This is a genomic window from Geobacillus sp. PLS 41 (assembly GCF_056494105.1).
The window spans coordinates 3270307-3293307 of sequence record NZ_CM151395.1 but is presented as its reverse complement, the minus strand read 5'-3'; the positions used below and the strand labels follow the sequence as shown (position 1 = coordinate 3293307).

Here is a 23001-nt window from a genome sequence, read left to right as displayed (position 1 = left end):
ATGTGCGCGTCCAACAGCGTTTCTTATCGTTCGTATGTGAAAAACGTTCTGCCAAATCGTGTCCGTTCCTTTTGGGGACGGGCTTTTTCTTTTTTTGGATGTGACAAAACCGTGACAACGCTTGTGGCAAAATGGTGACAACAGGCAAGAATGTGATCAACCTCACAAATCCGTTTCCTTCTCCTGCGTATGATGGAAGTACAAACAACGTCACAAATTTTGAAAGTTTGGGAGGGGCTTTTCATGAATAAACAAAAGGCGCTGCTGCCGATTACGACGTTCGCCATGATGTTTTCATTCGCCGTGTGGGCCGTGTTTTCGCCGCTTGCGAGTACGTTTCAGCAAATGTACGGGCTGACATCGACGCAAAAAAGCATTTTGGTCGCCATTCCGGTGCTGCTTGGCTCGATCATGCGTTTGCCGCTTGGCATTTGGACGGACCGGATCGGCGGGCGCAGGCTGTTTTCGCTGCTGCTCTTGTTTCTTGTCATTCCGCTTGTTGGCGCAGGGTTTGCAGATTCGTATGCGATGCTTCTGTTTTGGGCGTTTTTCATCGGCATGGCCGGAACGTCGTTCGCCATTTCGGTGACGTTCGTTTCCCGCTTGACTCCGCCGGAAAAGCAAGGGACGGCGCTTGGGATTAACGCGATGGGCAACTTCGGCACGGCGGTTGCTGCGTTTTCCGTTCCATCGATTGCCGCAGCGTTTGGTGTGCCTTGGGCTTTTTGGGGGATGATCATTCCGGTTGTCGTCATGCTCGTTCTCGTTTGGTTTTTCACACCGGATATGCCGAAGCCGAAACAACAAAAAACGGTGCGTGAATCGCTGTCGGTATTGAAATATAAACATACGTGGACGTTGTCGCTCTTTTACTTCGTTACGTTCGGGGCGTTTGTCGCTTTCGGCATTTACTTGCCGTCGCTGCTCGTTGACTTGTATGGGTTGACGCCAGTGGATGCTGGGATGCGCGCGGCTGGGTTTACTGTACTCGCTACGCTCGCGCGGCCAGTCGGCGGCTATCTTGGCGATAAAATCGGAGCTGAACGGGTGTTGACGTTCGTCTACGCTGGAATGACAATCGGCGCGTTGGTGATCGCGTTTGGAATGGAAAATATTTGGGTGATGACAGCGGCTTGTTTGTTTGTGGCCGTGATGTCTGGGCTGGGCAACGGTGCGGTGTTCAAACTCGTGCCGCAGCTGTTCCCAGCCGAAACGGGCGCCGTCACCGGCCTTGTCGGCGCCTGGGGCGGACTTGGCGGCTTTTTTCCGCCGATTGTCATGGGGATCATCAAAGATGCAACAGGTTCGTACGTGCTCGGTTTTCTGCTCCTTAGTTTGTTTACCCTTATTTGCTTCTTGCTGAACCGGCTCGTATTTGGCAAAAAAGCCGGCGAACCGGCGAAGCGATACGCATCGTAAAATCCGATGCCAGATCCAAAGAGGCCAAAAGCATATGCTTTTGGCCTCTTTTTTGGTTTGCGGAGGTACAAGCTCAACGAAAGGATGGAAAATGGCGATCCGCAAAGAGGAAGGTCGTTCTCCGTTAGTGAATAGGGCTACATTCGTTACGGTTGCTACATTGCGAATATTTATTGCTCATTATTTCACGAACCCTTCAAACATGGCCGCTCCTTGGTGATACAAATCACTAGGGGAAAGGCAGAAATGGCGTACGCTGAAGGTGTAAATCAAATCAACTGAAGGGGGAGAAAACAGTGAAACGAAATGTGTCTACGTTGTTGTCAGTTGCGTTGGTTGCATCGCTTTTGGCCGCATGCAGCAACGGGGGAGGAGGAGAGGCAAAGGCGGAAAATAAAAACGGAACAGCGGCAACTACGCAACAGTCTGCTACGAACATGTTAGCGGCGCATAAAGGATTGAACCAAGCACCGGTGCCGTTGAAAATGGAGCGGATCGGACCGCATGACGTCCGCGTTGAAATGACGGCGCAAATCGGGAATATACCCGATCGTCACTCATCAGTTTAACCATGCACAAAAAGGAGCCGTCGCCATGCTGAAAGTGACCGAAACGGGCGAAGACGACGGCTCAGAAACAAGCGGACATTAATGTTTCCCCATTTCCCTAAACGGGAGATAGCCGCCTAAAGCCCTATAGCTCTTATTATACGGCGGTGAAAAGAAAAAGAAGTGATTCGCATCACAATCGAAAAAAAGAGAGCGTCCGGCAGGCCGCGAACAACGGTCGGTCGGGCGTTCTTCTAATCAGCGCGCCAAAATGGCTTGGTCGTTGCTGTGTATCGAAGGGGAACGATCAGACAGACCCCTAACTACGGTGCACCGCTCACTCAATGCAACAAATATCCGGCGGACAGTCTTCGCATTGAATTTCCGTTTTCAAATAGTTTAAATCATGAACCGTAATTTTCCCCCGTTTTGTCGAGATGATCCCTTGTTGTTTTAATGCATTGAGCATCCGATTAACGCTTTCGCGCGTTGTGCCGCAAAAGTTGGCTAAATCTTGGTTTTTCAATGCGACGTCGATCAAAATGCTTCCATCTTCAAGCGGGACGCCATAGCTGTTGCATAGGCGAATGAGCGTCGAATAGAGCGCCCCTTTTTTTCCGTTCATAATCAAATCGCGGAATTTCGTCTGTGTCCGCCGGACATGCTTGCTCATCCAGCGCATATATTCAAGAGTAAGGGTCGGATTGATAAGCAGCTGCTGTTCCAGTTCCTCTTTGTTTACGACTGCCGCTTCGCCTGGCTCTATTACCTTGGCCGTCAACAAGTAGTGTGCATCGTTCGTAAACAGCGTCAATTCACCAACGATTTCCCCGCTTCCGCAAATGCGGAAGCACATTTCTTTTCCGTCCGGACAAATTTTGCTTACTTGCACTTTGCCAGAGAGGATCAAATACAATTCATTGGCCGGCATCCCTTCTTGGAACAAAAAGGAGTGCTTGCGCAACGGAATCACTTTTTTCGACGATTGCAACAAAGAACGTAAATGGGGAAAATATCCATTCACTGCAGCTTCCATCGATAGCACCTCCATTCATTCAGCTATTTCTATTGTAAAAATCATCACAGCGGGAGAGAGTGAAAAAAATCACCGGTTACTGTTTTTTTGTGCGAGGCGTCACAATTTTTTCTAAATTGGTTTTTCCTTTTTCTATGTTACAATGTGAGTAGCATCATAGCATTCTACTGTTTGTTTTCGTATGGTAAAAGGGAGACGGAACAGAGAGAGGTTCGTCGATGGAAGAGTTTTGGTCACCGGTATGGTTATCGATAAACGTATCGCTTCTTGCCGGAGTGATCGTCGCAATCCTTGGAACAGCGGCGGCGAGGTGGATGGCGCGCCGCCGGTTTCGTGGGAAGACGATCGTGGAGACGGTGTTTATGTTGCCGCTCGTGCTGCCGCCGTCGGTTGTCGGTTTTTTGCTTGTTGTGCTGTTTGGGCGGCATAGCCCGATCGGACAGTTGATGGAAACGTGGTTTCACACAACGGTGCTGTTTACACCCGGCGCGGCGGTGATGGCGGCGGTTGTTGTGTCGTTTCCGCTCATGTACCAGGCGGCCAAAGCGGGTCTGGAAGCCGTTGATCCAACCGTTGAAGGAGCGGCGCGCATCGATGGGGCGAATGAGCGCCAAGTGTTTTGGCATATTTCGCTGCCGCTGGCCAGAAACGCCTTGTTGTCCGGGGCGGTGCTGTCGTTTGCCCGCAGCCTGGGGGAGTTTGGCGCAACGCTCATGTTTGCCGGGAATATTCCGGGAAAAACGCAAACGATCCCCACCGCTGTCTATATGGCCATGGAATCGGGGCGGATGGAGTTGGCGTGGGCATGGGTGGCGGTCACCATTGGATTGTCATTTAGTTTGTTGTCCTGTGCGGCGAAACTAGGCCGTTGGCAGCGATAAGGAGCAGGCCGTTGGAACATCACGCGGCCCATGAAAGGGAAAGGAGGGAGCGACATGGAAGAGCGCGACCGGGTGAAGATCACCGACCGCCTCGCCCGCCCGCTTCGCGACTTGCGGTTATCAGTGATCGACCAATGCAATTTTCGCTGCGTCTATTGCATGCCGGCCGAAGTGTTCGGGCCGAATTTTCGCTTTTTGGCGGAAGGCGAGCTGTTGACGGTCGAGGAAATGGCGCTTCTATCGGAATGCTTTGTCGAGCTGGGCGTCGAAAAAATCCGCCTGACAGGGGGCGAGCCGCTCTTAAGGCGCGATTTGGACGCGCTTGTTGCGCGGCTGTCTGCGATTCCCGGCCTGCGCGATATCGGCTTGACGACCAATGGCGTCCATTTAGTGAAATGGGCGCAGCGGCTGAAAGAAGCCGGGTTGAAGCGCGTCAACGTCAGCTTGGATGCGTTGGATGATGACATTTTCCGAAAAATGAACGGCATCGGCGTCGGCGTCACCCCGGTGTTGAAAGGCATCGAAGCCGCCCGGGCGGCGGGGCTCGGCGTCAAGGTGAACATGGTCGTCAAAAAAGGGTGGAACGACTCGCAAATCGTGCCGATGGCGGCCTATTTCAAAGAACAAGGCATTCCGCTCCGCTTGATTGAATTTATGGATGTCGGCACCACGAACGGCTGGGATTACTCCCATGTCGTGACGAAAAAAGAGATGTATGAACAAATCAACGCCATGCACCCTCTTGAACCGGTTGAAAAAGCGTACTTCGGCGAAGTGGCGAGCCGCTACCGGTACGCGGGCACGAACGTAGAAGTCGGCTTTATCGCCTCGGTGACGGAAACGTTTTGCCGGAGCTGCACGAGGGCGCGCATTTCCGCCGATGGCAAGCTGTACACGTGTTTGTTTGCTTCTGAGGGCGTGTCGTTGAAAGACAAACTGCGCGCCGGCGCGGGGAAAGAAGAGCTGAAGGCGCTGATCGCCGCCATCTGGAGCGAGCGGACAGACCGCTATTCAGAAGAACGGACGGCAGAGACAGCGAAACAGCGCCCGAAAATTGAAATGTCGTATATTGGGGGATGAAGAAAAACGGGAGCGCTCTTTTCATAGAAGAAGCGATCCCGTTTTTGGTTTATGTTTTCGGAAGTGCGAATCGGCGTCTTTCTTCCTTTAAACCTTCACCGCCGCCAACACGCGCGGGAAGAGGATATTGTTTTCCAAATGGATGTGCGTAAATAAGTCGTCTTCAAGCGCCGCGAGCCGGCTGTAGACGAGCCGATACGTGCCGCACGCATCTTCCGGCGGGGTGAAGTCGTTGGTGATGTCGCGAATTTCTTTCATCAAATCGCCGGCTGCGTCATGTTCATTGACCAGTTCGCGGACGGCTCGCTCGACCGCTTCCCGGTTTTCCGGCGATGGGTTGTCGGCAAATTGCAAAATGAGCGGGAATGCGCCCGTTTCCTCTTTAATCAAGTGTTGCTCAAGCTCCGTTTTTAACTCATGGAACCGTTTATGCACTTGGGACAGATGTGGATGGTGCATGCCGTGCACGCGCAACACTTTCGTGACATATGGGCTGAGCTGCGGCAGTTCCTCGTTCAAATAGCGGTGATGCGTTCTTACAATATGATCGACGAGTTCGTCGAGCGGCGCTTCGTTCCAGTTTCCCGTCGGCTTGTTTTGCGCCTCCGCGTAAAGGGTGTTCAGCTCGCGAAGGAGCGCTTCGCCATCCAGTCCACGCTCTTCGATGGCCTCTTTTAACGGGCGCTGTCCGCCGCAGCAAAAATCGATGCGCCGCGCTTTAAACAAATCAGCTGCTTTCGGAAATTGAGTAACAATATCGCCAATCAATGATTGTTCAGTAAACCGCTGTTCCATTCATCCATCCCTCCATTGATCCAATCGTTACAGCTTCAGCATACCGTGTTTTCCGCGAAGGTGTTGTGACGGATCTCACATACGTAAAAAAAAGTGGACATCGATCCATGTGATAAACGTCACAACAGCACGTTTCTTCTTTATCGTACAATGAAAAAAAGCAGACTTCTGCTGACTCTTTGCAGAGGCGGTGTCTGCTTTCGTGGATGAGAACGGACATGTTCAGCAGATAACATACAACGTGTTGACAACAGAAGCCAATCAAGAGAAGGAAAAGGGGAGACGGATATGTGGGCGTTGGTGAAGGGAAGGCAGTGGGAGGAGGAAAAAACAGAACTGGAGCGGCAACTCGCTGAGATGAAAGAAGAGCTCACGAGACAAAAGGAAGCCATTCATGAGACGGTGGCAGGATTGCTCGGGGAGTTGCAGGAAATCGTTCACCAGCATGAGGTGGTCAACGGGCAACACCATGTATTAGGCCAGCTGGTTGACCGAACGAAAGAAAAGGTTGATAATGTCAGTACGCTCAGCAAGTCATCATATGCGATTTCCGACCGTTTATGCGAACAAGGGAACGCGTTGGTGGAGACGGCGGGTCAGATGGTCGCAGCCGCAAAAGAAGGTATCCGCATGTCGGAAGAAATGGAGCAGGCGATGGGGCGGCTCGGCAGTGAGATGGAAACGACATCGGCCGCGATGCATCGGTTGCGCGGCCGCTCGCAAGAAATTGAACAAATTGTGAAAGTGATCAAAGAAATCGCTGGCCAGACGAATTTGATCGCGTTAAACGCCTCGATCGAAGCCGCTCGCGCCGGGGAGCATGGCAAAGGGTTTTCCGTCGTCGCCGCTGAAGTGAGGAAATTGGCTGAGCATACGGCGGACAGCACGGAAACGATTCACCAGCTAACCGATGCCGTGCAGCAGGAAATCGAGCGGTCGCTAGAGCAAACGGAAGCCATTTCATCTTTGATCGAAACGGTTGTCCAAATGAGCATCCATACAGCTCGCAAATGGTCGGCGATGATGGAGCTGATCGATCAAGTCGAAAATCGAGCCCAAGACGTGCTAAACTATATTCAGGAACAATACCGCTATGCGGATAAAGTGAGGAAAGAGCTCGAACAGTCCGCCGCTTTGTTTGGCGAAACGCGGGAGATGATTTTGCGGCATATTGCCGATGCGAGCGTCGTTGATGAAAAGTTGGCAGAAGGCATAAAACAGCTGCAACAATGGCAACAACGTTGAAAGAACGATATGGTTGCCGCCAGCCGTATGATCGAAAGGAGAGAGAGAGATGGTCGAAAGACGAACCCCGATTCCTGTATCGGAAGCGATCGATCGGGTGATGCGTTATGCCGGAGTGGGAGAAGAGGAAACAGTGCCGCTTCGCCAGTCGTATGGCCGCTATTTGGCCGAAGATTTGCGTGCTGACCATGACGTGCCGCCGTTTGACCGCTCGCCGTATGACGGATTTGCCATTCGCGCCGCCGACTCGGAAGGAGCGGGACTTGACCATCCGGTCGAGTTTGAAGTCATTGAAACGATCGGCGCCGGGCAAGTGGCGAAGCAGCCCGTCGGCCCGTTTCAAGCGGTGCGCTTGATGACCGGGGCGCAAATTCCCCAAGGATGCGATGCGGTCGTCATGTTGGAGCTCGCCAAACAGTACGAGCGGGATGGAAAAACGTATATGGCCATTAAACGCCCGTTCCGCCCTGGCGACAACATTTCGTTTCAAGGGGAAGATGCGAAAAAAGGGCAGCCGCTTGTCGAAAAAGGAACGCGCATCAATCCCGGGGTGGCGGCGCTCTTGGCGACGTTCGGCTACGCCGAAGTGAAGGTGGCGAAAAAGCCGCGGATTGGCATTTTTGCGACTGGAAGCGAACTGCTCGACGTCTCTGAACCGCTTGTGCCGGGAAAAATCCGCAACAGCAACGCCTACATGATCGAGGCGCAGGTGTTCAAAAGCGGCGCCGAGCCGATTTATTTCGGCCAGCTGGCCGACGACCTCGACGCGTGCTTTCACGCCGTGCGCCAGGCGCTCGACCAAGTGGACATGCTCATTACGACCGGCGGCGTCTCGGTCGGGGATTTCGATTATTTGCCCGCCATTTACAAGCGGCTCGGAGCGAACGTGTTGTTTAACAAAATCGCCATGCGCCCGGGGAGCGTGACGACCGTCGCCGAGATTGATGGCAAGCTGCTGTTCGGTCTATCCGGAAACCCGTCGGCGTGCTACGTCGGCTATGAACTGTTTGTCCGCCCGGTCGTGCGCACGCGGCTGTTTTCGGCCAAGCCGTATTTGAAAAAAGCGAAAGCCACCCTTGGCGCCGATTTTCCGAAGCCGAACCCGTTCACCCGCTTCGTGCGCAGCCGGGTCGAGGCGGTTGACGGTCGGCTTGTCGTGAAGCCGGTCGGCATGGACAAGTCGAACATCGTCACCTCGCTTGCCTTTGCGAACGCCTTGATGGTGCTGCCGGGCGGAACGAGAGGGTTTGCGGTTGGCGATGAGGTGGAAGTGTGGCTTTTGGATGACGATGAGGGGTCAAGCGAATGAACGTCTGGCAAGTCGTCGGCTATAAACATAGCGGCAAAACGACGCTTATGGAAAAATGGGTGGCGGCCGCTGTCCGGGAAGGATGGCGCGTCGGGACGGTGAAGCACCACGGCCATGGCGGCGAGCCCGCGCGGCCGGAAGGCGTCGATTCCGTCCGCCATGAGCGGGCCGGGGCGGTGGCAACGGCGGTGGAAGGAGACGGGCTTTTGCAGCTTCATCTCCGCCGCCCGTTGTGGCGGTTGGATGATGTGTTGGCGCTTTATGCGCCGCTTCGGCTCGATCTCGTGTTGGTCGAAGGCTACAAACAAGAGCGGCACCCGAAAGTCGTGCTCGTCCGCACTTGGGAAGATTGGGCGTCGCTTCAGCACCTCGCCAACATCCGCGCCGTCATCGCCTGGGAGCCGCTCGAAGGGCCGCTAGCGCACCCGGTGTTTTCGCTGGCCGATGATGACGAATATATTCCATGGCTCATGAACGAGGTGAGAACACGAACATGACAGAACCGTTGTTTGCCATTACCGACCGGCCGATTTCGGTCGAGGATGTGATGAAAAAAGTGATGCGTCCGGAAGCGGGGGCGGTCGCTGTCTTTGCCGGCACGGTGCGCGAATGGACGAACGGCAAGAGGACGCTCTTTTTGCAATATGAGGCGTACGTGTCGATGGCCGAGAAAATGCTCGCGCAAATCGGGGCGGAAATTGCGGAGAAATGGCCAGGGGCGAAAACGGCGATCACCCACCGGATCGGGCGGCTTAAGATCGGCGACATCGCCGTCGTCATCGCGGTTTCCTCGCCGCACCGCGCCGAAGCGTATGAGGCGAACCGCTATGCCATTGAGCGGATCAAGCAAATCGTGCCGATTTGGAAAAAAGAGCAATGGGAGGACGGAAGCGCCTGGGTGGGCGACCAGTTGGAAACAACGGCGTATCCGTCCGGAAAACCGGAGGTGAAAGAGGAATGATCCGTCTATTGTTTTTCGCCCATTTGGGCGAGCAAATCGGCGAGCGGGAAGTGATGTGGCCGAATGTTCCGGAAACGGTGAAAAAACTGAAAGACGAAGTGGAAGAGCGCTACGGCATCTCGCTCGGGCGCGTCATGACAGCGGTCAACGAGGAGTATGTCCGCGACGAAGCGCCGCTTCACGCCGGCGACACGGTCGCCTTTATTCCACCGGTAAGCGGAGGATGAGACGGATGGCGAACAAAAGCAAATGGGTGATGCCAAAACAACACGGCGCCTGGGCGATGCTCATCATCCCGTTTTGGCTCGGGGCGTACGCCGGTGGGCTTTCGTGGATTCACGCGCCGCTCTTTGTCGCCTGGCTTGCGCTCTATTTGGCGACGTATCCGCTCTTGATGGCGGTGAAAACGAAGCGGAAAGAGCCGTACGTGCCCGCCGCCGCCCGCTATGGCGCCATCGCCGCCGCGGCGCTTGCCGTCTCTCTTTGGCAACAGCCGGCGCTTTTCTACTTCGGGCTCGCCATGGTGCCGTTTTTCTTGGTGAACACGTACTACAGCAAGAAAAAGAACGATCGCGCCTTTTGGAATGATGTAGCCGCCATCGCGGCGTTTTGCATCGGCGGCCTCGCCGCCTTTTACGCCGGACGCGGGGCGTTGACGATCGAAGCGTTTGAACTCGCCCTGTTTTCCTTCCTCTTTTTCATCGGCAGCACGTTTTACGTAAAAACGATGATTCGCGAAAAGAAAAACGAGCGGTACAAATGGCTGTCATGGGGCTACCACGCCCTGTTGATCGTCGGCCTCATCGCCATCGGCGAGCCGTTCGCCGTCTTGGCCTATGCACCGAGCGTCATCCGCGCCGTCTATTTATATGGCAAGTCGCTGCCGATCATGAAACTGGGCATTTTGGAAATCGCCAACGCGGCGTACTTTTTCATCGCGATGATCGTGCTCTACTCTTGAGCGAACCCCAAACGGGAGGCATCCATGACCGTTTGGGGTTTTTTCTTTTGGTTAGGCGGTATTGCTTTTTCATTGCACAAGCATGATGTGAAATGGGCATGAATTCCTTGTAACGGTTTTGCAAAGGATCGTTTCAAAGGCTCACCTCCTCTTCTTCCATGCTCGTTCTCAAATGAAAAGAAGGGCAGCATTTCACCATTCGTTATAGGGTTGTATACGTTCCATCCCAAAGTCATGTCGAACTTTGTCTGTCGAAAACGGTGGATGGCAGGGAGGAGGAAAGATACAATTTTTTTGTAAAAGTAATGGAAATGGGGAAGGAGAGCATATGAGAAACATTCGTTTGCGACGATGGTTGGTTTGGATGGTCGTATGGGCTTTGATGATGTCAAGCATCCCGACAAAGGGATTCGCCGAAACGATCCAATCAGGAGTTGGCCGTGTGGCGCCAAAAGAGGAGCCGCCAAAGGTGCCGGAAGCCCCGAAACGTGATCTCAAGCCAGGGGAAATCATAGAAGAAAGAACTGAGAATACAAAGGTTTACTACAACGGTGATGGCACGTTTACCAAGAAGATCTACTTTGAACCTATTCATATTAAGAAAAAGAATCAAAAACGATTTGAGGAAGTATCTTCTAGCCTAACGGATAGCACCAATAATACGAATTACGTTGAAACACAGAATACCATTTTGGAGACAAACTTTTATAAAAAGATGGTCGATGGAGAATACGCCAATTTCCATTACAATGGATATTCGATTTCCTATTCTATTTTAGAGGCAGCAGGTAATGACGTACAACCGATAAAAGCGAAGGATGTTGCCGCCGTCTATAAGAAAAAAGACAACAAAATTCTTCACAAAAACATTTTTCCGAGCATAGACCTACAAAATATTACATTTAACGAGTCAACAAAAGAAGATTTGGTTCTTCATTCGTTTACTGGCTATCATATTTTCAAATTTCGTCTGAAAACGGATTTACAAGCAGACATTCAAGACGATGGCTCCATTTTATTGACAAATAAAAAACATGAAAAGGTGTTTGAGTTGCCGAAGCCTTTTATGGTGGATTCCCATGTTGATGAGCATTCTGGAGAAGCTCAACGGTCGGAGAATGTAAGTTATGAATTGCAAAAAGATGATGAAGGATACATTTTAACAGTTAAAGCCGATCCCGAATGGCTGAAAGACCCTAAACGTGTATACCCTGTTTATATTGATCCGAGTACTTCCATTCAGGTGTCTGCTGATGCATTTGTAATGAGCGCCTATCCGACAACCAACTATAGTTCCTCATCAAGTAAGTGGGATTCGGCGCAGGGACAATACGTTTTAAAGGTGGGGTATTATGATGGAACAACAGGCACTTGCTATGGCTTTTTGCACCCGGATTTATCAAGCATCAAATATATGAATGTGACGAATGCCACGTTCCATGTCTATGTCACCCATTCGTATTATACGACAACACCAACAGGGCTATGGCTCGATGTGGTAGACAGCTCATGGTCCGCGAGCACGTTAACATGGAGTAATCAACCTTCCTCCACCAACATTGGCAAGGTCGATGTCGCAAGAGACCAATGGGCGCAATTTGATGTCACGAATACGGTAAAAGAATGGGCATTCGGGACAAAGCCAAATTACGGATTGAAACTTCATACGAATGGCAATGGACAAACCTATTGGAAAAAAGTCGTTTCCACGACGAACAGCAGTTATAAACCATATTTGTCCGTTACGTATACGATACCCGTTCCCCATACGCCGACAGGAACGGCCTTCAGTAATGGGGATGGCACAGGATATATCAATTTATCATGGGATCCGGTTCCCGGCGCTGCGGGTTATAAAGTTTGGATTTATAACGGGAAATCATATGAAGCGTTTGATGTAGGCAATGTCACTTCCTGGAGTACAAAGGGGAAAAAAATCTGGCCGACCCCTTCTGAAATTAGCGCTGGAAGATACGACCTGCATCAAGATCAGTTAGGGACGGAGCTTGCTGTCGATCCTTCCCCGGTCTATCGAAATTCAGGCGAAAGCTATCCAAACAGCAAGAACTACTGGTTCCGAGTCAGTGCGATTTTTCCTCAAGGCGAAAGCGCCATGTCCGGTGCGTATATGCCGACCATTCCGGATTTGGCGAAACCATCTGCTCCGACGGGGGTAAGTTATACAAACGGAAACGGAACCGGATATATCGATTTCAAATGGAATCCTGTGAGTGGAGCGACGGGATATAAAATCTGGATTTTTAATGGCTCCTACTATGAATCGTTAGATGTCGGGAACGTCACTTCTTGGACAACGAAAAACAAAAAGTATTGGCCAACCTCCACGGAAATTCATGCAGGTAGATATAAGTTGCATGTAAACGATGGTCTTGGCACGGAATTAGCTGTTGACCCGTCTCCGGTCTATGCCAATGCAGGAACCAAATACGCAACGGCTGCCAACTACTGGATTCGAGTAAGCGCCTATAACTCTCAAGGGGAAACCGTCTTTTCGGATGCGTATATGCCTCGTATTCCGGATTTGCGAGTGCCGCCAGCGCCTTCGGGGTTTGCTTACAGCAACCAATTAGGAAGCAACTCGGGTTATGTCATGTTAGACTGGGATAAGATTCCTGGAGCGACAGGGTATAAAGTGTGGATTTTCAATGGACTTTACTATGAAGCATTTGATGTAGGAGACGTGGATCATTGGACGACGCAAAACAAAGGAATTTGGCCAACGCCGGAGGAAATCCAACAAGGGGATTCCAGCACCTTAACGCTGCATCATGATGGACAAGGATTGGAACTTCCGAAAGATCCTTCCCCCATGTATGCGAAAATGGGGACCAAATACGCGACAAGCACCCATTACTACTTCCGACTCAGCGCCTACAATGCGGATGGGGAAACGGTATTTTCCAGCAATGCCTTGACGGTGAACATTCCGGAGGCGAATGAGTATTTAGGAAAGGAAGAGTACTGGTCCATACCCGTCAAGTTTAGCGGTATAAAATTTTTAAGACGATACTCGTGTTCATCCCCGCAGTGAATGATGGGGATCACATCCATTATTGGGCATACCAAATACCCCTCCAGAAGAGGGGTATTTGGTATTTATATCCATATCTAATTCTACCATATCTCTAATTTCGTTAAGATATCTGATGCCGTTTCTTCCCCTTTCCTTCGACCTTTCTTGGCATGTTTTCGTAACAGGGAAAGGAGAGAGAAAAGGTTGATTTCCGCCATATGCGAACGCAAAAGCAACTGGTGCCAATACGATTGGAGAAGATCGAGCGCTTTCCGTTCACTGATTTCAATGTCTTCCTTTTGATGCCAATACATCCGAGCTTGAAACAGAAACGTCTGGGTGACCAAAATGGCAATCAACGTCCCGTATAAATGGCATTCGAAACGTTCTTTTTTCATCTCCTTGACTTTCTCCAAATCAAATACGGATTTCCAGGCTTTAAACAACAATTCAATTTGCCAGCGCAGGGAATAGAGCTCATAAACCTGTTGACCATCAAACGACTCTTGTGGTAAATTCGTCAGTAAGATGTGGTATTTCTTTTGTTCGAGGGTTTGGCGTGCCAGCGCCTTCCCTTTTCTTTTTTCCTTTTTCCGCACATACGCCATCCGTTTTTGCCATTCTTCCGCCGTCAGACGGCGGAAAACCAACCGTGGAACATACAAGCGTTCATGTCCGATGTACACATGTTCCATTTCCACTGATTCCCCTTCCTCTAATTGATTCCCAAGGGATTCCCAATCCCATTCCTTCCACTGGCCATTCTCCTTGATATACACTTTCATATCGGAACGGAGCCGAGTAATATAATACGCTCCGCGGGCGTCGATCTCGGCCAGTGCGGCAACGGAGAAAAAGCCCAAATCCCGAATACATAGGTCATTCGGTAAAATCGTATGCTGGGCATGATAGGCAAAACGAGCGTCCAAGTCATTGGCCGATTGAACGCATAGCTGAAGGCAGGCGCCGGATAACAAGTCATATTCAAACTGAATTTTCACCCCCGACGAAACGGAACCTCGATAGTCTTCCCCATAGTCAGCGGGAACCAAAAAGCTGGTTGAGTCCAAAATCCGCAGGCGGGTAAAACAAGTTCGATAGGTCTCCATGGCTGACAAAAGCAATGGACGTTGATGCAGGAGGAGAAGGAAAAACACTTCTCGCAAAAATGCCACGGCCCGATCGGTAAAACGCTGATTCAAGCCTTCGCTTGAAAGGGAACAGCCATGCCAGAGCGTCAAGGCCGCACACAACCGCTGAAGCGACTGTTTGGCCAGTGAGCCATCTCCCCATGCACAGAGAGTCAGAAAGGCTTCCGCCGTTAACGAACGCTGCCGCCGGATAAAGCCTGTTTTCCGTGCGAGACGGGTTAATTCTTCGGGAGAAAAGAGTTGACGAATGGTTTGAATCCATGCTTTCATTTGTTTTTCCATGAAAAAAATCCTTTCTAACGTGGAGTGTTCGTTAGAAAGGATACCATGTTTTTGACGATGCACAAAGACCAAAATTCTTAACTTGATGGGTATGGAGTACTGGTCCATCATTGATGTTCCGTATGGCAGCGTGAATGCCGCTACCGGCAATCTGATTATAGACGAAGACGATGTTTCGATTTCCGGAAGAGGACCGGGGCTTGAAATCACAAGAACTTACAATAGTTTATCCACATCGGTTGGATTGTTTGGAAAAGGATGGCATAGCGATGCGGAAATGAACATCGTGGCCCAAGGAAACGAAGCAAGATTGACGGATGAAGATGGCACGCTCCATATCTTCACAAAATTATCCGACGGCACGTATAAAGCTCCGACAGGTGTTTACTTGGAGTTAAGCGAAACAACCGATGAATATATCCTAACGACAAAAGATCAAACGAAAATTCATTTTCAAAAAAGTGATGGCAAGTTAACCAGAATCGTGGATGGACATGGGAATGCGACTACTTATAGTTATTCTAACGGAAAGCTCGTGTCGATTACGGATGCGTCGGGCAGAAAACTGAGCATCGAGTACACCGCAAGCGGAAGAATCCAGAAAATGACCGACCCAATGAACCGGACCATCACGTATGAGTATAACAACGACTTGTTAACAAAAGTAACCCAGACGGGCGGGGAAGTAACGAGATACCAATATAATGAACTTGGTCGGTTAGAGAAAGTATTGGAACCGACGCATACGGAAGAAAAACCGGTCGTTAATCAGTTCATTTATAATGGCGACAGGCTAAGCCAAGCGATTGATCCTGAAAACCGCATCTATACGATGAACTATGACCAAACAAAACGACAACTTGTCGTAACGCAACCGAATGGCCGTAAAATTCAGTATAAATTTAATGAAGCAGCGAACCCAATTCAAATTATCGAAGACGTAGATGGTTTAAACATTACGACAAGCTATGTTTATGAGGGAAATAATCTAGTAGAATCACGGGATCCGAATGATCAAAATGCAGCGAATCCTACTGAATCATATACGTATGACGCCAAGGGGAATGTGTTAACGGCGAAAGATCGTTATGGTACGGAAACATACGAGTATAACAAAAATAATGATGTCATCTCCATGACAGATACGGAAGGCGATACAACCACGATTGCCTATGATGGCTTAAATCCTGTATCCGAAACGGATCAATCCGGAAAAACGTCTTCTGTATCGAAGTATGATGCCTATGGGAATATCATTGAAGAAAGCGATACATTAGGCAGTGCCACGAATTTGCTCTCTAATAGCGGCTTTGAACAAGGAATCACAGCTTGGAATCTGCTCAGTCATTATGATACTGGGCAATTACAGGAAGACACGAATGTCTATAATGGATTGACAGGGAGAAAAACATTAAAAATCGTCGCCGACTCTACTTCTCCTAACACAGAACTTGGCTATGTAGCGGCTACCCAAGAAATCGCGGTGAAACCGAATACCACCTATACGTTAAGCGGGAAGATCAAAACGAATTTAACCAAAGCCAATGCCTTTTTCAATGTTCAATTCCTGAATAGTCAAAATCAAACGATTTCTTGGGCGGATCATCGTTATAGCCAACTTACAGGCACAAGACCTTGGACAGAGCGGCAAGTTACATTTACTACTCCTTCGAATGCAGCCAAAATTCGCGTCTATTTAGAGGTCGATCATAAGTCTCCAGATGCTTCCGGAGAAGCCTGGTTTGATAATGTTCAATTGGAAGAAGCGCAGGTTTCTTCCAGCTACAACCCAGTTGTAAATAGTAGTTTTGAAGGAACCACCACGAATTGGAGTGGAACAGGAGGAAGCGTAGATTCTACGCAATCATTTGATGGAGGGTACTCACTAAAACTATCTAGAACAAGCACCACGCAATCGGCAAGTGAGTATAAGCAGACCATCATCGTTGGCCAAACATCTGGTGATGCACCAATTAATCTTACGCTCACCGGTGTATCGAAAGCGCAGGATGTCAAAGCCAGTGGCACAGTGAGCCCAAGCGATTATTCCATTACGGCTAAAGTATACTTTGTGGATGGAACGACCCAAACGTATACTGCGGATTTCCCTGCTGGCAATCAAGATTGGAACCGTGCCGCCGTTTCGATTCAACCTTCCAAGCCAATTGATAAAATCGACATATCCGCTGTCTTCCGCGGCAATTACACGGGAACGGTATGGTTTGACGCGATCCGGCTCATGGAAGGAAACGTGGTGACGAAAAACAAGTACGATGCCAGCGGAAATTACGTCACGGAAGAAGTGGATGAAGAAGGCTATGTGGCGAAAAAGAATTATGATGCCGTTGGGAATCTATTAAGCGAGTACGATAAGAAAGGAAACAAAAAAGAGTACACGTATGATTTATCGGATCGCTTAAAACAGCTGTTGTTAGCGAACGGCACTTCCGTCAACTACGATTATGACTTAAATGGCAATATGACTTCAAAAGTCATTCGAACCAGCGACGGCCAGTCTCAAACATTTGCCTATTCTTATGATGCGGCCGGCAAACTCGTGAAAACCGTTGGTCCGCTCCATGATGTGACAACGAATGAATATGATGCCAATGGAAATAAAATCAAAACGGTTTTGCCGAAAGGAAACACGATTCAATGGACGTATGACGGAACGGAAAGGGTCAAAACGATTTCTTACAACAACGTTCCGTATTACGAATTTAGTTACGACAAAAACGGAAACGAACTTTCTGTACAATATGTAAAAGACGGTACGACCAAGACAAGAAAATTTGATTCCGCGAATCGTGTCATTGAACAATCCGACCGCGGAGGATTACAAAAGTGGACCTATCCGACGACATCGGATAAATTACAACAGTTTATGTTCTCCCATGGATCGTTTAGCCAAACAGTCACATACCAATACAATGCCTTGGATCAAAATACAGTCGTCCAAGACGGAACGTATACGTACCGCTTTGACTATGACGAGAGAGGAAACGTTCGCACCTTCACGACAGAAAATGGAGCCGGCTCGACCTTTAGGTATGATGACCGCGGCCTCGTGGAAAGTCTTTCGGTCGGTACGGCGGACGGAACAGAAATTGTATCGGAAACGTACCGTTACGATGAAAACGGCAACCGGACAAAAATTGAGTACCCAACGAGAGAGACGATCGTTTATCACTACGACGCGCTCGATCAACTAGTGGAAGAACAGCTGCCAGACGGAACGAAGATCGAGTATACGTATGACGGATTTGGCAACCGGACGAAAGTCGTGAAAACAAAGGATGGGCAGTCGACGACGACCAATGCCGATTATAACGCTGCCAATCAGCTCATTCGTTTTGGAAACGAATCGATCACATATGATGCCAACGGCAACCGATTGGAAGACGGTCAGTATCAATATGAATGGAACGAAGCGGATCAGCTCGTCTCCATCACAAGAAAAGGCGAAAGCACGCCGTTTGTGACGTACCAATACGATGAAGACGGCCGGCGCATTCAAAAGACTGTCAATGGCGTCGTTACGAACTATCATTACCAAGGCGACAGCCTAAACGTTCTGTACGAAACCGATGCGAGTGGAAATGTGGTAAGATCATATATATACGGAGAAAATGGGCAACTCCTTGCCATGAAAAAAGGCAACGCCACGTATTTTTACCACTATAACGCCCATGGCGACGTGATCGCCCTGACGGATGAACAAGGAAACATTGTTGCCCGCTATCAATACGATGCGTGGGGGAACATTCTTTCCCAATCCGGCGCATTGGCGGACGAAAATCCATACCGATATGCGGGGTACCAATATGACCAAGAAACGGGTCTGTACTATCTGATCGCCCGGTACTATCATCCAACGCATGGCGTGTTCTTGTCGCTCGACCCCGACCCAGGCGATGCGGATGACATCTTGACACAGAACGGCTATACGTACGCGAACAACAACCCAGTAATGTTGGTGGATCCGGATGGGCATTTCTTCTGGTTTGCGGTTAACGCTGGGTTTGCGTGTTTATTGCAAAATAAAAATACAGAGTTCTGCAACGAAAAGTGCAGAGCTGAAGGCAAAGAAAAAAGGCTTGCCAGCCTCTAACATTTCCTCTACTGTGGAAGTTGTGAACACATAACCAAACAGTGGAGGAGCGAAAGGATGCTGGCAATGCCCGAAATTAATCGTATCAGAAAACTGCGTGAAAAGAAAGGGTTATCGATTGCGGAAATTTCCCGTGAAACGGGATATAACTGGAGAACGGTCAAGAAATACGCAGATGGAGACATTTCTGTCCAACCAACCATCAAACGCAAAAAGGGGATGATGGAGGAAGAAGGGTACGGGCAAATCATTGATGACTGGTTGGAGGAGGATGCCAAACTGCCGAGAAAACAACGGCGAACGAACAAGACGATGTTTGAAGCGCTTTGTCGTGACCATGGATTTCAAGGCTCGTATCGCACCGTTTGCGCGTACGTGCAAAAACGAAGACCGCAGCTCAAGCTCGAGAAAGAACAGCGCTATGAACGACTGGAGCACCCGCCAGGCGAGGCGCAGGTGGATTTCGGGAAGATGACGGTTGTGACGAAGGAGGGGAAGGAAGAAGAGCGATCGGTTTTGATCATGAGCTTTCCCTATAGCAACGCTGCGTTTGCTTATCCGCTGCCGGCGGAAAACAGTGAATGCTTCCTCCATGGGTTGACGCAGCTGTTTCGTCAGGCTGGGGGAGTGCCAAAGGCATTGCGCATTGACAATTTGTCCGCGGCCATTGTGTCGATTCGAAAAGGGGGAGAACGCCGATTCACCGAGGCTTTTGAGAAATTTCAACTCTACTATCGGTTTGATGTACAAGTGTGCAATCCATACAGTGGACATGAGAAAGGAAATGCGGAGCGAAAAGTCTATTACACTCGCAACCTTTGTTTCATCCCCGCTCCATTGATGGAGTCGGATCCGGAGCTGGTGGAGTGGCTGCATCGCAAGATGGTCGAGGACCGAAACCGTCCTCATTATGAAAAGGGGCGGTGGATCGAGGAACTATGGCAGGAAGAGCAACCGGAGCTGTTGGCGTTGCCGGAACAAGATCTTCCGATCTTCTCCCTCGATCACGCTTACGTGAATAAGTACGGAGAAGTGATGGTGGATGGGAAGGCGTTCGTCGTCCATGGCCTGTCCGTCCCCAACCGGGTGTTAGTGAAGAAAGAATGGAATCGTTTCGTTGTGTTCTCTTCCGATGGAGACGTCCATCTTGAAGCGCCCAGGCCGTATACGAACGTGAAACGCGAAATCCCTTGGAAAGAGATTTTCGCTGAGTGGGAGACCAAACCCCGGGTTGTCGGACATTCCCGCTACCGGACGTACTTGCCGGAGGCGATCCGAACGTATCTGGCTGGCCCCCCGCCCCAGGTGGCGGCCCGTTTGAAAGGACTGCGAGCGCTGTTGGATCGGCACACGCTTTACGAAATCGCCCAGTGGCTCGAGGAGAGTCAGCGATGGGACTTGGCTCCTCATGAAATCGGCGTGTTGATGGAAGCGAAGCACTCCTATTACCCGGACAAGTGGGAAGAATCATACACCCCTTCCGTTCTAATCGACTATGAAACGGATTTAACGGTGTATGATCAACGTCTTCATCCCGCTCGGGAAGGGGGTGTCCAGAGATGAGAGCAGAGGTGAAAGAGATTTGTAAAGCGCTGCATTTGGCCTATATCGCAGATCGATTCGAGGAGGTGAGATTCGAAACGAAAGAACAGTTTTTGCGGGATGTATTGGCGCTGGAACTGTCGTGCCGCCAAGAAGCGAAACAGGCTCGGCTGATCAAGAAAGCCAAGTTTCGGGAGTTGAAATGGCTGAAGGATTACGAATGGTCGGGTCATATCCATTGGCCAGCCACGACATCGAGGGAGGAACTGTGTGACCTTCGCTTTTTGGAGCGAAAGCAAAACGTTCTGCTTTTAGGTTCACCTGGAACGGGGAAAACCCATCTCGCCACAGCACTTGGCATTCAGGCGTGCCAACAAGGCCATGAGGTTCGGTTTTTCCGCGTCGCGGATCTTGTCGCCCAGCTGGAAGAGGCGTTGAAAAACGGCACGCTCGGACGGCTGAAACGAAGCCTCGACCCATGCGAACTGTTGATTTTGGATGAACTCGGCTATGTGCCGTTTCAAAAGCAAGGATCGGAACTGTTGTTTCATATTATCGCCGACTGTTACGAGCGAAAAAGCGTCATGGTGACATCGAATCTAGAATTTGGACAGTGGAATCGGGTGTTTGGGGACAACCGTTTGACGGCAGCGTTGGTGGATCGCTTGGTTCACCACGCCCACATCTTGGCCTTTACGGGAGAGAGCTATCGACTGCGGAACGCTCTCTCCGCGATCCAGCCGTCCTCTGCCTCCGGTCTGGAACCTTAAGTCTTGAGCTGGCAAGCCTATGTATTTTTTCTTGCACTTCTCTGCATTTTTTGCTTGCAAAAAACACCTAGGGAAAGTCCACGTGTGAGTAAAATATTTGTGGGTGGCATTCCGGAATGATTCCCCGACGAGGGTTGCGAACTTTTGTTCGCGACGCTCGTCGGGGCCACCAAGCGAAGCGCGGTAGAAAAAGCAAATGTCATGCAAAAAGGACTCTCTCCCTGCTATGATGGTGATGACCAACATCCATAAAACAGGAGGGAGAGAGTCCATGAAACATCTTACCACAGAATGGCCTTTATTAAAAGAGCTGGAGGAGCAATTAGTCAGAACTCTTCAAAAGGTGTTCGCTGTCTTGTTGGCGGCCCTTTTGGAGGAGATCGATCAACAACTGGCGGAAGCGCGGGACAAGCGCCGGCATCAGCTGAAAGACAAACGGCCGACTACGATCCAAACGCTGTTTGGAGAAGTGACGTTTCGACGGAACTACTACTATGACCGGCAAACGGGGAACTATACCTTCTTGCTGGATGCCGAATTAGGCTTTGATGGGGCCCAATCGATCAGTCCTTGCCTCGAGGAAACGGCGGTCGAGTTGGCCGTAGAGTGCTCTTCCTACCGCAAAGCGGCTCGCACGCTGGAGTCGATCGTGGGGTATGCGGTCCTCAGCCACGAGGCGATTCGCCAACTGGTGCTGGAGGGCCCCTGTCTCGCTGCATCACCCTGTTTCCAAACGGCACGGCCGGGTGCTGTTTGTGGAGGCGGATGGACTGTTTATTTCCCGCCAGGGGAAAGGGAAACGGGCGAAAGAAGAGAAAATCCTGGCGGTTCACGAGGGATGGAGACGAAACGGGTCGCAGCTTGAGCTGGTGAACCGGCGCCACTACCTCCATGAAGGGACGGGGGACGTGTGGGAACGGTTTGAGGAGTGGCTGATGAAGGAATATGCCTATGATCCGTGCCGAGACCTGTTGGTCCTCAACGGCGACGCGGCGTCGTGGATCACGGCCTCCCGGGAGTATTTTGGGAAGCGGGCGTGCTTTCAGCTGGATCGATTTCATGTGGCGCGGGAGCTGCGTCAGTGTCTGTCCGGCCATCCGCGTTGGCGGGAGGTGCGGAAGAAGCTGGCGAAACAAGACGAAGAAGGGCTTCTCGTGGAGCTGAACAGCGCGGTCGGCACGTTGGAGGACGAAGCGAAAGAACAGCAGCTGGCTGCCATGATCCGCCGGATCGAGTCGATGCCGGGATGCATCCGGGACTATCGGGGGTGGCTGTCGGAGCAAGGGGTGGAGACGACCGGCATGCGTCCGATGGGCCACGCCGAGAGCGTGATGAGCCGATTTGCGCATCGGGTGAAATCCCGCCGCAGCTGGAAAGACCAAGGGCTTCGGGCGTTTCTGAGGGTGATGGCAGCCCGAATCGACGGGATCGGGTGGAGAAAGGGACGGTGGGAGGAGCAAGAGCCCCAGTCGGCCGTCTCGGCCTCAACAACGTCCAAGCGGATCGAACAGGCCAAACGGAAGGCAGGACGGTTGTGGACAGATGTGGTGCGTCAGAATATACCGTGTCTGCAACAGTCATCCGGGACGCCGATCCATCAAGCGTTGTCGGCGCTCCGGGATGGTGGTTGGGTGTAAAAAAATGGAATATCGTATCATCGTCTCAAGATGAGGGATGAGAGTCGGAAAGCGCTTACGATATTAATTCCTGAAAATGGTTCACTAACTAGTGATTGACAACGCCCGTAGTGAACCGAAAAAATGTTCTCCACAAAGTCTTGACTGACTCGAATGGTAATTTACAGTTGAAAAAAACTTTTTTTATATTAAAATAAATAAAAAAATAAAAAAATTAAAAGAGGGTGAATATTTTTGTT

At 50.5% G+C, this 23001-nt stretch carries 15 protein-coding genes and 3 pseudogenes; 15 read left to right on the top strand and 3 right to left on the bottom strand.

Features of this window, described 5'->3' with window-relative positions; translation table 11 throughout:
- Nucleotides 1-243 precede the first annotated feature (243 nt).
- Nucleotides 244-1419 carry an MFS transporter gene (locus ACVX3G_RS16450; protein ID WP_479454559.1) on the top strand — a complete coding sequence of 392 codons (1176 nt, stop codon included), beginning with the start codon at nucleotides 244-246 and terminating at the stop codon, nucleotides 1417-1419.
- 296 nt (nucleotides 1420-1715) lie between these two features.
- Nucleotides 1716-1988, top strand: a complete 273-nt coding sequence (locus ACVX3G_RS16445) for a hypothetical protein (RefSeq protein WP_021322316.1) — start codon at nucleotides 1716-1718, stop codon at nucleotides 1986-1988.
- A gap of 316 nt (nucleotides 1989-2304) precedes the next feature.
- Here the strand turns inward: ACVX3G_RS16445 and ACVX3G_RS16440 are convergent, their stop codons facing one another.
- On the bottom strand, nucleotides 2305-3003 hold the full coding sequence (locus tag ACVX3G_RS16440) for a Crp/Fnr family transcriptional regulator (protein ID WP_021322315.1): 699 nt from the start codon (nucleotides 3001-3003) through the stop codon (nucleotides 2305-2307).
- Nucleotides 3004-3221: 218 nt separating this feature from the next.
- Here ACVX3G_RS16440 and modB point away from each other — a divergent pair, with 218 nt between their 5' ends.
- Entirely contained in the window at nucleotides 3222-3884 is a 663-nt protein-coding gene (gene modB, locus ACVX3G_RS16435; protein WP_033845516.1) for a molybdate ABC transporter permease subunit, read from the top strand.
- A 54-nt stretch (nucleotides 3885-3938) separates the two neighbouring features.
- Nucleotides 3939-4964 carry a GTP 3',8-cyclase MoaA gene (gene moaA / locus ACVX3G_RS16430; protein ID WP_033012863.1) on the top strand — a complete coding sequence of 342 codons (1026 nt, stop codon included), beginning with the start codon at nucleotides 3939-3941 and terminating at the stop codon, nucleotides 4962-4964.
- Nucleotides 4965-5051: 87 nt separating this feature from the next.
- Here moaA and ric read toward each other — a convergent pair whose 3' ends face one another.
- Nucleotides 5052-5759, bottom strand: a complete 708-nt coding sequence (ric, locus tag ACVX3G_RS16425) for an iron-sulfur cluster repair di-iron protein (protein WP_020279770.1) — start codon at nucleotides 5757-5759, stop codon at nucleotides 5052-5054.
- Between the two features lie 288 nt (nucleotides 5760-6047).
- Here ric and ACVX3G_RS16420 point away from each other — a divergent pair, with 288 nt between their 5' ends.
- The 7 genes and pseudogenes from ACVX3G_RS16420 to ACVX3G_RS16390 form a co-directional block, all read left to right on the top strand.
- Nucleotides 6048-7004, top strand: coding sequence for a methyl-accepting chemotaxis protein (locus ACVX3G_RS16420; protein WP_020279769.1), 957 nt, complete (start codon nucleotides 6048-6050; stop codon nucleotides 7002-7004).
- Nucleotides 7005-7053: 49 nt separating this feature from the next.
- Entirely contained in the window at nucleotides 7054-8313 is a 1260-nt protein-coding gene (locus ACVX3G_RS16415; RefSeq protein ID WP_020279768.1) for a molybdopterin molybdotransferase MoeA, read from the top strand.
- On the top strand, nucleotides 8310-8810 hold the full coding sequence (mobB, locus tag ACVX3G_RS16410; RefSeq protein WP_021321985.1) for a molybdopterin-guanine dinucleotide biosynthesis protein B: 501 nt from the start codon (nucleotides 8310-8312) through the stop codon (nucleotides 8808-8810). Before ACVX3G_RS16415 ends, mobB begins: the two co-directional genes overlap by 4 nt.
- Nucleotides 8807-9274, top strand: coding sequence for a molybdenum cofactor biosynthesis protein MoaE (locus ACVX3G_RS16405; RefSeq protein ID WP_033027975.1), 468 nt, complete (start codon nucleotides 8807-8809; stop codon nucleotides 9272-9274). The genes mobB and ACVX3G_RS16405 overlap by 4 nt, the downstream gene beginning before the upstream one ends.
- Nucleotides 9271-9501, top strand: a complete 231-nt coding sequence (moaD, locus tag ACVX3G_RS16400; protein WP_023633820.1) for a molybdopterin converting factor subunit 1 — start codon at nucleotides 9271-9273, stop codon at nucleotides 9499-9501. The genes ACVX3G_RS16405 and moaD overlap by 4 nt, the downstream gene beginning before the upstream one ends.
- Nucleotides 9502-9506: 5 nt before the next feature.
- Nucleotides 9507-10235, top strand: coding sequence for a YwiC-like family protein (locus ACVX3G_RS16395; protein WP_033027977.1), 729 nt, complete (start codon nucleotides 9507-9509; stop codon nucleotides 10233-10235).
- A gap of 1066 nt (nucleotides 10236-11301) precedes the next feature.
- Nucleotides 11302-12651: pseudogene (locus ACVX3G_RS16390) on the top strand (DNRLRE domain-containing protein); the annotation flags it as partial.
- Nucleotides 12652-13370: 719 nt separating this feature from the next.
- On the opposite strand, the gene ACVX3G_RS16385 reads toward ACVX3G_RS16390, so the two are convergent.
- Nucleotides 13371-14810 carry an IS4 family transposase gene (locus tag ACVX3G_RS16385; RefSeq protein ID WP_479454558.1) on the bottom strand — a complete coding sequence of 480 codons (1440 nt, stop codon included), beginning with the start codon at nucleotides 14808-14810 and terminating at the stop codon, nucleotides 13371-13373.
- Here ACVX3G_RS16385 and ACVX3G_RS16380 point away from each other — a divergent pair.
- The 4 genes and pseudogenes from ACVX3G_RS16380 to ACVX3G_RS16365 form a co-directional block, all read left to right on the top strand.
- A pseudogene (locus tag ACVX3G_RS16380) lies at nucleotides 14797-18729 on the top strand (RHS repeat-associated core domain-containing protein); the annotation flags it as partial. The gene ACVX3G_RS16385 and the pseudogene ACVX3G_RS16380 sit on opposite strands and share 14 nt — an antisense overlap.
- Nucleotides 18730-18870: 141 nt before the next feature.
- Entirely contained in the window at nucleotides 18871-20376 is a 1506-nt protein-coding gene (istA, locus tag ACVX3G_RS16375) for an IS21 family transposase (RefSeq protein ID WP_033024876.1), read from the top strand.
- A complete protein-coding gene (gene istB / locus ACVX3G_RS16370) occupies nucleotides 20373-21125 on the top strand; it encodes an IS21-like element helper ATPase IstB (RefSeq protein WP_011230286.1) in 753 nt (250 codons plus the stop codon). The genes istA and istB overlap by 4 nt, the downstream gene beginning before the upstream one ends.
- 271 nt (nucleotides 21126-21396) lie before the next feature.
- Nucleotides 21397-22762 (top strand): annotated as a pseudogene (locus tag ACVX3G_RS16365) (ISLre2 family transposase).
- Nucleotides 22763-23001 lie beyond the last annotated feature (239 nt).

What these genes read in the sequence shown, in the direction of transcription:
- ACVX3G_RS16450 (WP_479454559.1), top strand. Translation starts at nt 244, where the DNA reads ATGAATAAACAAAAGGCGCTGCTGCCGATTACGACGTTCGCCATGATG.
- ACVX3G_RS16440 (WP_021322315.1), bottom strand. Translation starts at nt 3,003, where the DNA reads ATGGAAGCTGCAGTGAATGGATATTTTCCCCATTTACGTTCTTTGTTG.
- modB (WP_033845516.1), top strand. Translation starts at nt 3,222, where the DNA reads ATGGAAGAGTTTTGGTCACCGGTATGGTTATCGATAAACGTATCGCTT.
- moaA (WP_033012863.1), top strand. Translation starts at nt 3,939, where the DNA reads ATGGAAGAGCGCGACCGGGTGAAGATCACCGACCGCCTCGCCCGCCCG.
- ric (WP_020279770.1), bottom strand. Translation starts at nt 5,759, where the DNA reads ATGGAACAGCGGTTTACTGAACAATCATTGATTGGCGATATTGTTACT.
- ACVX3G_RS16420 (WP_020279769.1), top strand. Translation starts at nt 6,048, where the DNA reads ATGTGGGCGTTGGTGAAGGGAAGGCAGTGGGAGGAGGAAAAAACAGAA.
- ACVX3G_RS16415 (WP_020279768.1), top strand. Translation starts at nt 7,054, where the DNA reads ATGGTCGAAAGACGAACCCCGATTCCTGTATCGGAAGCGATCGATCGG.
- mobB (WP_021321985.1), top strand. Translation starts at nt 8,310, where the DNA reads ATGAACGTCTGGCAAGTCGTCGGCTATAAACATAGCGGCAAAACGACG.
- ACVX3G_RS16405 (WP_033027975.1), top strand. Translation starts at nt 8,807, where the DNA reads ATGACAGAACCGTTGTTTGCCATTACCGACCGGCCGATTTCGGTCGAG.
- moaD (WP_023633820.1), top strand. Translation starts at nt 9,271, where the DNA reads ATGATCCGTCTATTGTTTTTCGCCCATTTGGGCGAGCAAATCGGCGAG.
- ACVX3G_RS16395 (WP_033027977.1), top strand. Translation starts at nt 9,507, where the DNA reads ATGGCGAACAAAAGCAAATGGGTGATGCCAAAACAACACGGCGCCTGG.
- ACVX3G_RS16385 (WP_479454558.1), bottom strand. Translation starts at nt 14,810, where the DNA reads ATGGACCAGTACTCCATACCCATCAAGTTAAGAATTTTGGTCTTTGTG.
- istA (WP_033024876.1), top strand. Translation starts at nt 18,871, where the DNA reads ATGCTGGCAATGCCCGAAATTAATCGTATCAGAAAACTGCGTGAAAAG.
- istB (WP_011230286.1), top strand. Translation starts at nt 20,373, where the DNA reads ATGAGAGCAGAGGTGAAAGAGATTTGTAAAGCGCTGCATTTGGCCTAT.